Source organism: Seramator thermalis (assembly GCF_004138125.1).
GTDB lineage: Bacteria > Bacteroidota > Bacteroidia > Bacteroidales > Dysgonomonadaceae > Seramator > Seramator thermalis.
Window position 1 is genome coordinate 46,238 of sequence record NZ_RXHS01000008.1, and the last position, 16,963, is coordinate 63,200.

Consider the following 16,963-nt stretch of genomic DNA (forward strand, 5'->3'; position numbering starts at 1 on the left):
CCATGAATTTTATGTAATTTTGAGGGCTTTTTTCGGAATCATTCCGAATCAATCAAGGATTACACGCAATGAATATTTCGTACAATTGGCTCAAAGACTATTTGCAATTCGACTTGTCTCCTGCCGAAACGGCAGAAGCATTAACTTCCATAGGCCTCGAAACGGGAAGTGTAGAAGAAATTGAAACCATAAAGGGTGGGCTCGAAGGATTAGTTATCGGAAAAGTTCTCACCTGTACAGCACATCCCAATTCCGATCATCTCCATCTGACAACCGTAGATATCGGCAACGATGAACCACTTCGAATTGTTTGTGGAGCACCTAATGTTGCAGCCGGACAAAAAGTGGTGGTTGCTACTATCGGCACCAAACTTTATTTCGGGGGCGAAGAAATTACGATCAAACGCTCCAAAATCCGTGGCGAAGAGTCGTTCGGGATGATTTGTGCCGAAGACGAAATCGGCATAGGCACTTCTCACGATGGCATCATTGTTTTGCCAGAAGATGCTCCCGTAGGAATGCCTGCAAAAGAATATTATCATGTGGAAAGCGATTACGTGCTCGAAGTAGATATCACGCCTAACCGCTCCGATGCCGTTTCGCATTTCGGCGTTGCTCGCGACTTGGCAGCCTGGCTCAAACAAGCGGGCAAATCTTATTCACTGAACAAGCCTTCGGTAGCCGATTTTAAAATCGATAGAAAGGAAGGTGGCATCGAAGTCGTGGTCGAAAACATGGATGCCTGTCCTCGTTATTCAGGCCTTACCATTCGCAATGTTACCGTAAAAGAAAGCCCCGACTGGCTCAAAAACAAATTGCGCACTATCGGACTTCGCCCGATCAACAATATTGTGGACATCACCAACTTCATCCTTCACGAAACGGGGCATCCCATGCATGCTTTCGATGCCGATTACATTACCGGCAACGAGGTTATCGTTCGCACACTGCCCGACAAGACCAAATTCGTCACACTCGACGGTCAGGAACACGAACTAAGCTCCGGCGACTTAATGATTTGCAATTCCGAAGAAGGAATGTGCATCGCAGGTGTTTTTGGAGGATTGAAGTCCGGAGTAACAGACGATACAAAAAATATATTCCTTGAGTCGGCTTACTTCAATCCGACATGGATTCGAAAGACTGCTCGCAGACATGGATTAAGCACCGATTCGTCGTTTCGTTTTGAGCGCGGAGCCGATCCCAATAACACGGTTTATGTGCTCAAACGGGCGGCCATGCTCGTAAAAGAACTTGCCGGTGGCGAAATTGAAGGCGAAATTCGCGATATTTATCCACAACCCATCGAAAAGCCACGTGTCGAATTGACTTATAATAAACTGAATTCTCTGGTAGGAAAAGAAATTCCGAAAGCAGTTGTCCGCAGCATTCTCGAAAGTCTGGAAATAGAAATCGAAGAGGAATCGGAAGATAAACTCACCCTCCGAATCCCGACTTATCGTGTGGACGTTTTGCGGGACGTGGACGTAATCGAAGATATATTGCGCATTTACGGATATAACAATATCGAGATTGGCGATTCGCTCCGTTCGAGTCTTTCATATCAAACGGCTACCGACCGCAAACATCGTTTGCAGACACTCGTTTCGGAACAACTGACGGCAAACGGATTTTTCGAAATTATGAATAATTCGCTCACAAAAAAAGTTTACTACGAAAATAATGAAGCATTTCCGTCCGTCAATTGTGTTGCACTGATCAATCCGCTAAGCAACGATCTCGGTGTTATGCGCCAAACGCTGCTTTACGGAGGACTGGAGAGCATTGCATATAACCGAAATCGCAAAAATGGAGATTTACGTTTCTACGAGTTCGGTAATTGCTACTTTTTCGATGCATCACAAAAGAATCCTGATAAAATTCTTGCCGAATATTCCGAAGAGACACATTTCGGATTGTGGATATGTGGCAAACATAACCGCAAAAATTGGGCTGCGCCCGAATCGGAAAGCTCGATTTTCGAGTTAAAAGCTTATGTCGAAAACGTACTGAAAAGATTGGGCATTTATCAACAGGTAAAATTCGAAACATTACAATCTCCTATCTTTGCGGCCGGATTGAAAATCGATCTTCGCAATAAAAGTTTGGGACAAATGGGAATTGTTTCCAAATCGATTTGTCGTTCCTTCGATATCGACACCGATGTTTATTTCGCTGAATTAAATTGGGACGTAATTCTCAAAGCGATAGGGAAAAATTCGGTAGAATTTACAGAAATTTCCAAATTCCCCGCTGTGAGCCGCGACTTGGCATTGCTCGTTGACAAAAAAACGACATTTGCCGAAATCGAACAGATAGTTCGCAAATCGGAAAAGAAACTGCTAAAGGAAATCACGCTTTTCGACGTATATGAAGGGAAGAATCTACCCGAAGATAAAAAATCGTATGCCGTAAATTTTGTTTTACAGGACGAAGAAAAAACGTTGAACGAAAAACAAATCGACACGGTGATGCAAAAAATTCGGCAAAGTCTGGAAAAAGAATTGGGCGCAGTGCTCAGATAATTCCTGACAGTAAGGGTCAAGTGAACAAAACGCCGAAATTTGACTCTATTTTCTGACGAAAAAACATTGTGTTAAAACATTAAAATAATTCAAGCCGTCACCAAGCGGCATCAACGCTTCTCACTACGAGAAAACAGGAGGATATATATGGGAAGAGCATTTGAATACCGCAAAGCAAGAAAGCTGAAACGTTGGGGCAATATGGCCCGCACATTCACAAAATTGGGAAAGGAAATCACTATTGCTGCCAAGGAAGGCGGACCCGATCCCGATACCAATCCGCGTCTTCGCGTGCTGGTGCAGCAGGCAAAGAAGGAGAATATGCCCAAAGAAAACGTGGAAAGAGCTATCAAAAAAGCAACCGACAAAGATTATACGGACTATAAAGAGGTTGTTTACGAAGGCTATGGGCCACATGGCATCGCAATCGTCATCGAAACTGCAACCGACAATCCGACCCGAACGGTAGCCAATATCCGCAGCTATTTCAACAAACATGGGGGCTCTTTGGGAACTTCGGGAAGTTTGGAATTCCTTTTCGACCATAAATGTGTCTTCCGAATCGCGCCCAAAGATGGCGTTTCGCTCGAAGACCTCGAACTGGAGCTCATCGACTATGGCGTGGACGAGGTTGAAACTGATGAAGACGAAATTGTCTTGTATGGCGATTTCAAATCGTATGCCGATATTCAGTCCTATCTCGAGTCGAACGGATTCGAAATTCATTCAGCCGAATTTGAGCGCATTCCTCGCGACACAAAATCACTGAATGCGGAGCAGCGGGCACAAATCGAAAAACTGATCGAAAAATTTGAGGAGGACGATGACGTTCAAAACGTTTTCCATAACATGGAAGAGCCGGACGAGGAGGAATAAACTTTGAATGAAGCGTAGCGCATAGCGGAATCGAACCGCTATTGCCTGCGTGAGAAGCAGGATTCCTGACCGTTAGAAGAATGCGCCTCCTGAAAGTTTTTGCAAAGATAAAACAAATTACAATTCGGACAACCTGTCGCCATCAAATTTTATTGCGACGACGATAATACTGTTGCAAAGCCTGATTGGCTGCTACGAAAGAACTTTTTCGAGCCGAAAGCACTTCTTCTTCCAACCGGGGCAAGAGTTTTTCAATTTCTTCATCGCGATAAAAATCGTTTTTCAGCCGTTCATTGATAGTTTCATACATCCAATATTTCGATTGTTCGTTGCGTCGGCGTTCAAAATAGCCGTTTTGTTTCACAAAATCGATGTACCGATGAATCATATCCCAAACTTCTTCTATTCCGATTCCATAATAACCTGAATAGGTAAGCACTTCGGGCGTCCATCCCGATTCGGGTAAGGGATAAAGGTGCAACGCATTTTTGAAATGTCGCTGCGCCATCTTTGCCTTTTCGATATTGTCTCCATCGGCTTTGTTTATGACAATCCCGTCGGCCATTTCCATAATTCCACGTTTAATTCCTTGCAATTCGTCGCCGGTTCCGGCCAATTGGATAAGCAGGAAGAAATCCACCATCGAATGAACAGCCGTTTCAGACTGTCCCACTCCTACCGTTTCCACAAAAACGTAATTGAAACCGGCAGCTTCGCAAAGAATAATTGTCTCACGCGTTTTGCGCGCAACCCCGCCGAGCGATCCGGCTGAAGGTGAAGGCCGAATAAAAGCATTTTTCTCGACGGCAAGTTTTTCCATACGTGTTTTATCGCCCAAAATGCTTCCTTTCGAACGTTCGCTTGAAGGATCGATAGCAAGCACGGCAAGTTTATGGCCCTGCTTGATCAGATACATGCCAAAAGCATCGATAGAAGTACTTTTACCGGCTCCGGGAACACCCGTTATCCCGACACGAATAGATTTGCCTGAATGAGGCAAACATTTTTCGATAATAGCCTGCGCCACGTCCTGATGTTCGGGATTGGCACTCTCCACCAGCGTTACGGCCTGGCTGAGCATAGGAATATTACCCGATAAAATGCCATCGACATATTCATCCACCGTGTATTGGCGTCGTGATCGTTTTTTAAGTTGCGGATTAACGCTGGGTGGCTGAGGAATACCCTTATTCACCTTCAAGCCTTGATATTGAGGGTCGTCTTCGGGATGTTTCATCTCTTAAAATTTAAAATAAAAAAACCGACTGAAATCTTTTCTACAAAGATATTCCATTCGGTTTCGTTCTGCAAATATTGCAGCGATATTTATTTTTTGTCGGGAATCACATTGCCTTTAATGGTTAATACATAAGTTGTATCGGGAACATTGGTGTAAACGGTAATTGTTTTATTGAAATTTCCCGGACGTCCCGTAGTAGAATAACGAGCAGTGATTTTCCCTTTTTTGCCCGGCAAAATCGGTTCACGGCTATATCCCGGCGTGGTGCAACCACAAGAAGCGGCTACACGTTGAATAATGAGAGGCGCATCACCGATATTGGTAAATTCGAACTCAGTAGTAACAGCACCTAACGATTCGCGAACCGAACCGAAGTTATGCTCCGTTCTGGTAAACTGAGCCGCCGGCTTCGATTGTGCAAAAGCTACTCCGCCCAGCATTAAGCAACATAGTAAAAGAAAACTTACTTTTTTCATTATGGATTGGTTTTAAATTGATTTATTCCTATCAAATGACACAAAAGTAGAGGAAAAGTTTAGATGTTGCTCACTCTTTAACATTAATTCGTATGCCACTTGTATGCGAGGCAAATTCGGGAGCATACATGCACCGAATTGTGGTAATGCCGTTCGAATAGTTTCCCACTCGATTGACATATACCGGATATTCCAATACGTAAGTGCCGCGTGGCATGACATCGAAATAAAAATTGGTAGATGCATCTTTCGAGGTCTGATAATAAATCAATCTGTCCTGCCAACGAACTCCCGAAAATTGCTCTATCGGTTCTAAACAGGCAGCTCTCATATCTTTGAGGTGAACAAATTCAAAATCGCGATCGCTGCGGACAGTTAGTCGAACGACTATTTTATCTCCTACTTTCAAAGTACAGTCACTATCAAGCGGAATGAGTTTTTTGCCCGAAGCTTCAATTTTTTCAATGAAAAGTTTTTTCTCTACATCAAGGCCCGCATCGGTTTTCGAAATTTTATCCGTTTCTTCGAAATATTGCCAATAAAGAGCACCCCAAGCCGGGGCTTTACCCTTGTTCTCAATCTTCACGCTTCCCATATCGGGATCGATCTCTTTCCCACTCCACGTCGTTTTGAAATATCCTGTACCCAATTCTTCTTGCTGCGGCTCAATTACTGTTTTGCCGATCGTTAGTTGCACTTCATTTTCAGCCGAGAACCAATCCGTGCCGGTACTCAAAAGAGCATAAACGGCATCAAGCGTGGCTTGAGTCGATTCCCAAAGTTGGGTTTGTTTTTGCTTGAGCAGCCATTTTTTCATTAAATCCATTTCGTCGGCTTTCGAGCCAGCAATTCTGAAAGCGTCCATAATAAACGTATGTACCGAAACTGCCGATTGCGATAGAAAGACGTGCGATCGATTGTTTGCCCAAAACATTCCCTTTTCGGGATCTATTGTTGCATGTTCGCGAAACGATTTCAAAATAGCCGAAGTCAAATCGCTATTTCCATTTCGCTGCATGATTACTGCAATAAGCGAACGTTGATACAAATCGAAATTTGTCCGGTTTTTAATCAATATGGAGGTGTAAAAATCGATCATCGATTTTGATTCGGGCGACAGCTTGTATTGGCTGTACATCGATCGAACAAACATATACTCCAAATCGAGGGAGGGAATAGCCGTTACAGACCTCCAGTTTTTATTATTTTTCTTCAACTGCTCAAAACTACGCAATGCTTGCGCATCTATATAATTCACTGCCTTTTCACTCATAACAGCAATAGCCGTATCAGCCTCGTTCGCGATCAACTCGTCGAGGCGACCCAATCCGTAAAGCACGTATTGCGTAATGCTTCGGCTCGGATAAAACCCTTTGATCCAACTCCAACCGCCTTCATCGGTTTGCAGTTCCTGCAATTTATCAATGGCTGTCCGGGTAAGATTTTGATTCCGATTCAAATCGAAAAGCAGCGACAAGCGTTGTTTTTGTTCCGTTTCATTTTTGGCTTCGAGCACCCACGGTGTTTCTTCGATCAATACATTTTTGAGTTCCTCATTCTTTTCGAGATTCGATAGCAGTGTCTCACTATCGCCTCCTTGCTTTTTCCATGCATCAATCATTGCGGCAACTTTGGGAAATGTTTTCGAAATATGGCTTCCAAGAGTGTTTGCATAGTAAGCGGCAAACCATGAAACGGCATTGTCATTGTCCGGTGCGCTTAAAACGGGCAACGCCTGAACGGCATACCAGGCCGGATTTGATGCAAACTCAAGCGAGAGTCGATAATTTTGCAACGTTGACGATTGGGGATGAAGCAAACGATCCATCGAGAAAACTTTCGTTTGATTACCATTGACATCCATTGGCATACTTTCGGTAACAAGCATCCGATTGGGCAAAACGGCCAACGCATGCTGTTCGCCGTCACTGAACAATTTACTGTCGGCAACGATTCGAACACCCAGCAAATCAATATCGGTTGGCACGTCGAAAGTCCATGAAACACTCGAAGATTCTCCTTTCGACAACAAAAATGCTTGCTTTTGATTCGGAAGAACTATCTTTTCCAAAATACGGTCAGTCAATGGATCGAAAAGTTCCATCGAAACAGTCCCCTCAAGAGTTTTTTCGGAAAGGTTCGAAATTTTGGTAGAAACAGCGCTTTGATCTCCTTGACGAAAGAATCGAGGAAGATTTGGCGTAATCATCAACTCTTTTTGAGAGACCGCCAAAGTATCCGTTGTGCCCACATTCAGATTTCGGTCGTGCGCCAATATGCGAAAACGCCATCGAGTGTTGCTTTCAGGCACGGTAAATGCGAGCCGGACTTCTCCATTGGTATTAGTACGCAATTGCGGATAAAAGAAAGCCGTTTCATTGAAATTTTTTCGAATTTGAGATACAGTAGTTTTTGTTTCCCGCGATTCTTTTTCCGTATCAATATTTACAGATTGCGCATCGGCAACCATCATCACTTCATCAAGATTACCCGATTCCGCTTTGAAAACAGGAGCATTCTGTTTGACTGCTCCGGCTGTCGAGCGTAGAATATATCCACCGTAACCTCCGCCAAATTGCAAGCCAAACCAATTGAAAGAATCGAAAACGAACTCGGGAGTTTTAAATTGCGGTATCGAGCCTGCATAAACCCCATAAATTTTGCCCAATGAATTGTCGGTTCGATAAGAAGGAAGCGAAATATAGCTTCTCGAAACAGGTCTGTTAAATATCCAGTCGGGCGATTTGTAAATGGCATCCAGCGATAAATCGTACATCGAGGCAAGCACTTCAGCCGACACCGGATTTCCACTTGCATCACGCACCGTCATCCGCCATTCTTCTTTTTGACCGGGCAAAAGTTTATCGCGAAAAACATCGAGCTTAATCTTCAAATCGTTCGATTTTTTTGGTGTAGAAAGAATTGCAGAATGCGTATAGAACTTCTGATCTTTCATATAAGTCAAAAAAACCGAAACGCCGTTTTTATAAGTTTCATCATAAGGAATCGTAAAAGTACGAATTTCGTTATTGAGCGTGACCCATTCGCGTTTCAACAACTTTTGTTCCTGCCAAAGTTCGAATAAAACATGAATATCTCTATCCGAAACGCCCAACATGATTTCAGCCGGTTTCTCAGGTGTAAAATCGGCGTTCCGAACAATATACCAATCGTTGGTTTTGATGGGCGGACGTTTGTCGGCATACGAAAACAGGACAAAATCCTTTTCGGCTTCAACCTTGTTGCCGGCATCATCTCTCGATTGTAGTTTCAACCGATATTTTCCGGAAGGCAGCTTTTGAAGTTTTGCCGATAATTCGGGTTGCATACCTGTTCGAAAATCACTCTCGAAAAGTTGCGAGGCAATACTGTCATTTTCGTTTACGGAAAAAAGTCGATATATTCCTTTTGCATCAATCTTCTGCCCGTCGAGATTGGTTGCCGTAATGCGAATGTTGTCAGTTGAGGATTTTTCGATCCGATCTTTGCAATCAACCTCGAGCATCATGCCTATATCGCCCACACTCAACACATAATGTGCCGACTGCGTTTCGCCATTCATATCGGTAATACTTGCTTCGATTGTAAAGGAAAATACCGATGGGGTTGAACGCAAAAAAAGATTGGTTTCGCTATCGGGCTTTGAAGGCTTGAATGTGATATCGAATTTTCCGTTCTCGTCGGTTATCGTGCTGCCTTGTTCGATTTGCTCGGCCGAGCCATTTATACTGCTCCACCACCATAAAGGCGAACGCGTGATGACGTAATCGACGGTTGAATGCTGCAATTTTATGCCCGAATAGTTTTCGGCCTTGCCCGTCAACGTAACCTCATCGCCAAACCTGTAGGTTTTGGTAATAGGTTCGAAAGTGATTTCAAACGTTGGTCGTTTGTATTCCAACACCTGAAAATTTGCCTGAACATTGTCGATTCTGATTTGATAATTTCCCGACAATTTACCTTCGAGCAAAACAAATTCGCCAGAAATGGAGCCAAATTCGTTTGTTCGCAACTGTTTTGTAGCAATCGTCTGATTATTTGCATCTACCAAAATCACCGAATAGGATTTTTCGGCAACCGGCAGAGTTTTTTCGTCCTGCAATATTGTTGCAATCGCTTTGAAATAAACGGTTTGTCCCGGACGATAGATGCCCCGATCGGTGAAAATCGAAATGTTCTCGAGACCTTCCCTATCGTTTTGCCGATAAAAATAATAATTCGGCATATTTTCGGGAAGCGAACCTTGATCGTCCCCTGAAACAACCCGATAAAAATAGGCATACCGATCTTTTTCATCGCCCGGCGAAAATTTCGCCAGGCCATTCTCGTCGGTAATCAAGGTGTCGATTTTTTTGATCTGCTCTTGAGAAGTCTGATAAACCCGCTTAAAAATTTCGATTTGTGCATTTTTTATCGGTTTCCCCGATATGCGATCAACAACGAAAAATTCCGCTTGTCCTTCCGAAATCAGGCGCGAAAACGTGGCCAGATCCGAAATTGCAAACGAATAGGTATTTTGGTTCTCCTCAATCGGTTTATCGGCCGAAAATACGGCAATGTAAGCACCAAATTCGTCAATATCGAGCGTGATGGTGTCTTTCTTCGTCTCGTAGGGTTCGCCTTTGGGCAACGATATGGTTTGTTTTTTCACAAACCGTTTCGCAATGTTTTTATTTCCATTAAATCTATCGATAAACAGATCAGTAGGATTCACTTGATAGATATCGATTTCGAGTTCCGTAATATTTCTGTACGAAATCTCCATTCCCTTTTTCCATCGAAGCGGGTAGGTATTCTGCCCCGAAACGGAAACTGTGGGTTGGGTAAGTTTCGTCAATCTGTTTTGAAGCAGCCCGATGCGCTCATATCGAGGATATCGTTGAACCGTGCGATTGAGCAATTCGTAAATTTCTTTCGTTTTTGCATTTTCCACGTCCGAATCTTCTGTCGAGATAAAATAGGATTCATAATATTCGGCAATTTTATCTACAACTTCCACACTGAAATCGTTGTCGTTCCATTTTGTCAACATAGCTTTGAGGGCAGCCAAAGCATAACTTTTGTACGCCGAAGTCAACTGCCTCAGATAATCGAGCTTGTCAAACTCTACCAAAACTAACGATCGATTCATTCCGCGTTGCATGAGCGATGTCATATAATTGCGAAAGGTTTGCAGCGTCCATAAACCAACATCCTGTTTCTGCGGATCGAACTGCAAGTGAACAAATTCTTCGGCAGGAGCAAAAAGAGATTGCTGAGAAATATTTTTTCGGGCAAGCGAACGACCTAAATCATTGCCTTGCGGCAACCGGCGAAAGAGATCAATTGCCCGCAATGACAGAAAATCGTAGAGAGTGGGGAAAAAACGTCGAGAATCTTTCCCAAGTTCCACAACAGCGGCATAATCTTCCACTTTTGTCTTTAACAACAAATCTCGTTCTGCAATCGATGCGTTGAGATTTTCAACTACTCGGTCGAAGAAAATATTTTTTGTCCATTCTTTCATGTCATCGGGCACAAATCCGATAACGGCAGTTCTTCGATCGATGATCCATTGATTGCTGAAATAATAATTCAGATATAACTCGGCGAGCATCGAATGCAATACCGATTTTTCCACCTCATCATCACTTTTGGAAAGCATTTCATTCACTTTTTCGAAAACCGACGCATCGTTTTCGGCATCGATCTCCAAATCGTATTTTCCCTGATGTATAATGGCTTTCACCGCTTGCGGCGAATTTCCCTCACTGATTGCTTTGCGTAAAATTTTATCTACTTCTTGTGAAGCAGATTTGGGAAGAGATTTTTGTTCAAAAGCCACAACATTTTTCCATAGTTGATCGTAACTATCCGATTTGCCGCCCGTTGATTGTTGGGCATTGAGACTTGAACAGCACACCACAGATAAAAGAATATTAAGAATTGATTTTTTCATTATCTACAGATTAATTGAAGATAAACGTTTTTTACATATTTACATAATAGTGAGATATTAAAAACCGATAAAGGTTGCATGAGCCACATAAAATAACACAAATGTTAACTATTTGTACAACGGTTTAAAATCGCTTTTGTTGAGCTTTGGCAGGATATTTGTCTCTTAGAAATCGAGTTATTATATGCAAAATGCAAGCCTTACAAATGAAATCGGCCACAGCGTTTTTCATTCAAAATCGAATAATGGGGATTACACCGACAGATTGTTCGCAGGTATACTGAAAAGAAAAGACGAACCCGATAACGAGTCCGTCCTCTCTCCACTAAAAAATAATTTTCGATTACTTGCTTTTTAATTGATATCTTCCTGATCCTAATTCGATTTCAATTGCGTCATCGGTTTCGGTCACTTTGTGTATGCCTTTGCCCGATGGTGAAGCAATATTGAGTTGCTTCGGCAGCTTGACGGTGGCAGAAGTGTTCGCAGGAATGACAATATCCCAAGTGAAAGAATTGTTTTCCTTAGTCCATTCGCTTTTGATTTCGCCATACACAAAATTATAAGATGCTTTCACATGCGATAATCCTTCGGGAAATTTCGGCTCCATCCACAGCTTTTTGTAAGCTACACTGCCCGGTGCACATTTGATGCCCGCCAGATCTTCGTAATACCAGATGATCAGATCGCCCAGCAGCATCACATGATTTCCGGAGTTCATAGCAGGATCGGCAGTATCTCCGTTCCAAAGTTCCCAGATAGTAGTAGCACCTTTGCGGATCATATATCCCCAACTCGGATAAGTGTCGTTTGTCGCAATTTTATAGGCCAAATCAACGTTTCCGTATTGTGTGAGCCCCCGCATCAATTGTTGAATTCCCAATACACCCGTACTAACATGTCCGTCGAAATCGACTTCGGTTTTCCTTACGACATTATCGAAAACCTTTTGTTCATATCCTTCGGGAACCAATCCCAGACAAAGCGAAAGGATATTGGCCGTTACCGTATTGTTGTCGTATTTTGCCGAATCGGCATTGAAGTATTTTGCATTGTAGGCTTCCTTGATTTTTGCAGCCATATCCTTAAATTCGGTTGTATCTTGCTGATTACCGGAAATTTCGGCAAATTGCGTCATCAGGTTCAATAGGCTGTAATACATCGTCGTGCTCAGAATCGGTCCCGCCGTTTTGCGTGCCGGATCTTGAGAGTGAATGAGATCTTGTCTTTCGGGAGGCATACACCAATCGCCATAGGTGTCTTTGATAAGGATGTAATCCTGCATGGATACCTGTTGGATGCGCTCCAGATAACGTTTCATCGAAGCATAGTGCTTGATGATCGGATTGGTGTCGCCATACTGATGATAAAGCATGTTTGCAGCATAAAAGTAAGCGGCCGGCCAGGTTACGTCGTCATTATAGATAGTCCAGTAACGCGGCGAGACTACTGAAATGCTCCCTTCCGGACTTTGAGAATCTTCGATATCCTGCACCCATTTGCTGTAAAGCAAGGCGTTGTCGAAAACGAAAGCTTCGCCGAAACATCCCGTGGCGCGATCGCCCAACCAGCCCATGCGTTCGTCGCGTTGCGGACAGTCGGTGGGCATGCCGCGATAATTTCCACGAATGCCCCAATAGGCATTTTTGAAAGTCTGGTTGATGATTTCGTTGTTGGTTTCAAATTGTCCGGTAGTTTCCATTTTGTCGTATATCACTTTCCCGGTGAATGCCGACAAGTCAGGCATTGCATCTAAGCCCGAAATTTCAACAAAACGAAATCCGTGATATACAAACGATGGCTCCCAACTGAATTCTCCGTCTTTTGCGGGTGTATAGATGTCCGTAACTTTGGCTCCTCGAAGGTTTGCCAAATACAGTGTGCTGTCGGGATTGAGCAGTTCGGCGAAGCGCATGGTGATAGGTTGGCCTTTTTTCCCGTTCAGTTTTTCGATTTTCAACCAACCCACCATATTTTGCCCCATGTCGAGGATATATTTTCCGTCAGGAAGTTTGGTAATTTTTATCGGTTTTATTTCCTCCATCACGCGGAGGTTGGGATTGGGTTGTGCCGTAAGTTTTCCTTTCGGAGCCGGCATCAAGTCCGCCTGCAGCCATGAACTGTCGTCGAAAGTGGTTGTGTTCCAACCGGGCATTTCGAGGTTGGCGTCATATTCCTCACCATCGTATTCGTTGTTGGCCACGATAGGTCCCTTTGAGGTAACTTTCCACGATTCATCGCTTACTACGATCTGAGAAGTACCGTCGGTGTACTCTATTTCCAATTGCGCAAGCAAACTCGGCAGTCCGAAGACTTGCAGATTGTCGAAATCGAATGCCGATCCGCGCATACCGAAATAACGTCCGTTACCAAGCTTTACGGCGATTACGTTCGTCTCGGGCGAAATCAAATTTGTAACATCGTAGGTATTGAAGTAAACTCTTTCGGGATACCACGACACCGTTGGAGCAAAAACGTCTTCCGACACCCGTTTCCCGTTGATATAAGCTTCGCTTGACCCCAATCCCGAAATGTAAAGAACGGCTCTTTTTACTTCTTTGTCTGTAGTAAAGGGCTTGCGTAGGTAACGCGCAGCTAACCGCGTATCACCTTTCATGGTTTCGCCGGGATTCGACAGCGAATCTTCGCCGATCCATTTGGCCTGCCAATCAGCATCGTTGAGCAGCGCCATCGACCAACGTCCGATTGCACTCCAATCACTGTTTCCTTGGTTTGTAAATACTTTCACTCTCCAAAAACAAACTTGGCGCGAAGACAGCTCACTGCCTTCGTAAGGAATCAGAATCGACTGATCACTTTTCACCTTCTTTGTGTCCCACAGCAGATTTTTACCCTGCACCAAATCTTCTTCGGAACTTGCTACTTGAATTTGATAAGCACTTTGCATCAAATCCGGAGTGTTCGATGCTATTTGCCAGGAAAATCGAGGCTGCGTGGTGACAACTCCTTCGGGATTTTCCTGCATTTCAACTTTCAGAGAGGAAACTGTTGGTTTTTCTCCCTGACATGCACTCATCACAATAGCGAATAAAATGCTGATAAATAAATAAATGCGTTTCATTGTAAAAAAATTTAATATGTGAATCGATAAATCTTAATTTGTGAATTGGTAATTACCCGCCGAAACTTCGAATAACAGACATCCGTCTTTCTTGCCGATTTTATTTGCCAATCCCGTTTTTTCGTGCACCGTTTTCCCCTTTTCATCAGGAAAATAAATCGTGGCCGTACAATTTGGCGGTACTGTTACGTTTAATTCTGTCTTTCCGTCACTACGTTCCCAATGCGATTTAATTAAACCTGCGGGAGAATCGAATTCGGCTTTCGCCCACGAAATTTGTGCTTCGGTCAAGAGAGGGATGCGAATGATGAATTTTCTGAATCCCGGAATTTCCGGATCACGTCTTATGCCTGCCACGCCATCAACGTACCATGCGCCAGGATAAAGGTAAGAACTGTGTAACAGGGAATGTCCGGGCAAATCTTTTTCCCACATTTCCCATATTGTTGTAGCCCCGTTTTCGCGCATGAATCCCCAACTTGGATAAGTGGTTTGCGATGTCATCGAATAGATAAGATCATCTCGGCCTTCTTCGCGCAAAACCTTGAAAAGCATGGCTCCGCCGGTAATCCCCACATCGATATGTCCTTTCTGATTGACAAGAATTTCCTGCTCGAGCCGTTCCATCACGGCCTGCCGCAATTCTTTTGGCATGATATCGCCATATAAGGCAGCTGCCAAACTTCGCATGGTTCCATCAGAATAATTGTGATCATCGGCATGATAATATTTTGCATGGAGAATCTTGCTCGAAATGTCAGCCTGATGTTCCCACTCCTCTGCTTCATTTGTTTTGCCGATGACTCGCGCAATCTTGGTCGCAGTCTTCAGGTTGTAAATCCAGTAACAATTGTTGAAAAACAGGTTTTCATCAGAGTTGTTGTTCATGCCTTGTTCAGTAGCATGTGGCCATAACCAGTCTCCCAGGAAATCCCAATTACCGCCATAACGCGTGAGCATATTGTCTTTGACTTTCGTATCCAGAAAACTCATCCAGCCTTTGATCATTTCGAAATTTTCACGAAGGACATCGGCGTCTCCCTCATGTTGATACATGAACCACGGTAACGTTACCACAATTCCGCCCCAAGCCGGGCCACCTCCACCATGATAGGTAGGTGCAGTTTGTGGAAGAATGCCACCTCCAAGCAGTCTGCCGCTGCCAACTTGTTTTCGAGCCCAATTCGGATCGTTCATATTGCCGACCATCGGTTCCGTACCCTGTACGTCGCGCCAGTCTTCGAGCCATTTGTTGTAGAAAGCTCCCAACTGATAATTGAACATGCCGGTTTCGGATGTCGCATGCGCATCGCCGCCATACCCCAGCCTTTCGCGTTGTGGACAATCAACCACATATCCGCCGAGCGTCAGATTTTCGAAAGTCCATCGAATGGTTTTGTATATCCAATTTTGTAAAGGATCGGAACATTCGAAGGTTGTTGCATTTTCGTAATCCGTTCGAACGTTCCATCCTTTGATGTCTTCCTTACGAAGTTCAGATTTCAATCCGAGAATCGTGATCCATCTGCCTGAGCTGTAATTGAATCGATTACGAAAGGTACCTTCACCTGTCTGTCCGATAACGAAAGCATTTTGCAAACCAAAAGTCATATCGTTCTGTTCCCGTTCGGAAAATAAGAAGCGAACCGTATCACCCGGATTTCCCTTAACGGGTATCTGCGTCCATCCGGCAAAATTTACGCCCATGTCCACGCGATAACTTCCATCGGAACGTTTTTCAATACTGATGGGCTGAATTTCACGAAACAGTTTATTTGTTTCCACTCGTTGAGCCGACAATTTTAGTTTTGGAGTATAAACGGTTGCTTTCTGCCACGATTGATCGTTGTAGTTTGGCTGATCCCAACCGTCGATTTCCCGATTGGCATCCCAAATCTCCCCGCCATAGCCGCCCGCTCCAAAGTCCCAATTTCCGATGAGCTTGTTGGGACTGGGATGCGTTCGCCAAGATTCATCGGTAATGACTCTGGCAAGTTTGTGGCGGTTGCTGCCGTAAATATCGACTTGAGCAATGACAATGGGTGCTCTGGGTTTATCGGGAGTAGCGTAAGCTCCGAAAATCGACCATGAAGTTCCGAGCCAAAAAACGATCGTGTTTTTGCCTTTTTTCAGTGCGGGAGCAATGTCATAAGCAATATATCGGGCACGTTTGGTATGATCGGTTACTGCCGGTGCAAGCACGTGGTCACCAATTTTCTGCCCGTTCACATACACTTCGTGATATCCGACCGATGCCACAAAAAGGATTGCTCTTTCGGGCTTTTGATTCAGATCGAAATTTTTTCTGAACCAAGGATCGTACATTTGATTGCTACCCCAGTTCGGATCATATACTTCAGAGGTCCCGATCCATTTGGCCGTCCATTCTGCCTGATTGAAATGACCTGTGCTGAAAGTCGCAGTTTCGCTTACGGCGGAAATATTGCCTGTTTCGTCTTTGACGGTTACGTTCCAGAAATAATCCTTATCGGATTGAAGTTCTTTGCCCTCGTAACGAATCAGTTGCATATCGTCGGACTTTACCCAGCCGGAGTCCCAACAATCACCGATTTTTTTGTCGAGATTGTTTGTTGAGGAAGCAACTAAAATACGATAAGCCGTTTGTAATTGGCCGAATTTCTTTTCATCAGTTGCATTCAGTGTCCAGCTGAATCGCGGCTGCGTTACGTCCAAGCCGGTTGGATTCGACAGATATTCGCAAGTGAGACTTTTGGGAATGATTGTGCAGATTTGCTGACCATTAACCATGAAGGCCAGAATAAATGAAATGAAGGATATGATTAAGTATGTTTTCATTGTAAATTA

At 43.9% G+C, this 16,963-nt stretch carries 7 protein-coding genes and 1 tRNA gene; 2 read left to right on the top strand and 6 right to left on the bottom strand.

Annotation, left to right across the window (positions count from 1 at the left end; all coding sequences use genetic code 11):
- Positions 1-68 precede the first annotated feature (68 nt).
- Both pheT and EJN84_RS07455 read left to right on the top strand, forming a co-directional pair.
- Entirely contained in the window at positions 69-2,525 is a 2,457-nt protein-coding gene (gene pheT, locus EJN84_RS07450; RefSeq protein ID WP_129594836.1) for a phenylalanine--tRNA ligase subunit beta, read from the top strand.
- 147 nt (positions 2,526-2,672) lie between these two features.
- A complete protein-coding gene (locus tag EJN84_RS07455) occupies positions 2,673-3,401 on the top strand; it encodes a YebC/PmpR family DNA-binding transcriptional regulator (protein ID WP_129594837.1) in 729 nt (242 codons plus the stop codon).
- Positions 3,402-3,416: 15 nt separating this feature from the next.
- Here EJN84_RS07455 and EJN84_RS07460 read toward each other — a convergent pair.
- The 6 genes from EJN84_RS07460 to EJN84_RS07485 form a co-directional block, all read right to left on the bottom strand.
- A tRNA-Glu gene (locus EJN84_RS07460) sits at positions 3,417-3,488 on the bottom strand.
- A gap of 55 nt (positions 3,489-3,543) precedes the next feature.
- A complete protein-coding gene (gene meaB, locus EJN84_RS07465; RefSeq protein WP_129594838.1) occupies positions 3,544-4,638 on the bottom strand; it encodes a methylmalonyl Co-A mutase-associated GTPase MeaB in 1,095 nt (364 codons plus the stop codon).
- Positions 4,639-4,727: 89 nt separating this feature from the next.
- The gene (locus EJN84_RS07470; RefSeq protein ID WP_101487826.1) at positions 4,728-5,117 is read right to left on the bottom strand and encodes a DUF1573 domain-containing protein; all 390 of its coding nucleotides are present in this window, start codon (positions 5,115-5,117) and stop codon (positions 4,728-4,730) included.
- Between the two features lie 70 nt (positions 5,118-5,187).
- Positions 5,188-11,055, bottom strand: a complete 5,868-nt coding sequence (locus EJN84_RS07475) for an alpha-2-macroglobulin family protein (RefSeq protein ID WP_129594839.1) — start codon at positions 11,053-11,055, stop codon at positions 5,188-5,190.
- Positions 11,056-11,398: 343 nt separating this feature from the next.
- Complete coding sequence (locus tag EJN84_RS07480) at positions 11,399-14,137, bottom strand: alpha-L-rhamnosidase (RefSeq protein ID WP_129594840.1); 2,739 nt, start codon at positions 14,135-14,137, stop codon at positions 11,399-11,401.
- Positions 14,138-14,170: 33 nt separating this feature from the next.
- Positions 14,171-16,954, bottom strand: a complete 2,784-nt coding sequence (locus tag EJN84_RS07485; protein WP_129594841.1) for a family 78 glycoside hydrolase catalytic domain — start codon at positions 16,952-16,954, stop codon at positions 14,171-14,173.
- Positions 16,955-16,963: the final 9 nt, after the last annotated feature.

Excerpts from the sequence above, each read along its gene's own strand:
- pheT (WP_129594836.1), top strand. The coding sequence starts at position 69 with ATGAATATTTCGTACAATTGGCTCAAAGACTATTTGCAATTCGACTTG.
- EJN84_RS07455 (WP_129594837.1), top strand. The coding sequence starts at position 2,673 with ATGGGAAGAGCATTTGAATACCGCAAAGCAAGAAAGCTGAAACGTTGG.
- meaB (WP_129594838.1), bottom strand. The coding sequence starts at position 4,638 with ATGAAACATCCCGAAGACGACCCTCAATATCAAGGCTTGAAGGTGAAT.
- EJN84_RS07470 (WP_101487826.1), bottom strand. The coding sequence starts at position 5,117 with ATGAAAAAAGTAAGTTTTCTTTTACTATGTTGCTTAATGCTGGGCGGA.
- EJN84_RS07475 (WP_129594839.1), bottom strand. The coding sequence starts at position 11,055 with ATGAAAAAATCAATTCTTAATATTCTTTTATCTGTGGTGTGCTGTTCA.
- EJN84_RS07480 (WP_129594840.1), bottom strand. The coding sequence starts at position 14,137 with ATGAAACGCATTTATTTATTTATCAGCATTTTATTCGCTATTGTGATG.
- EJN84_RS07485 (WP_129594841.1), bottom strand. The coding sequence starts at position 16,954 with ATGAAAACATACTTAATCATATCCTTCATTTCATTTATTCTGGCCTTC.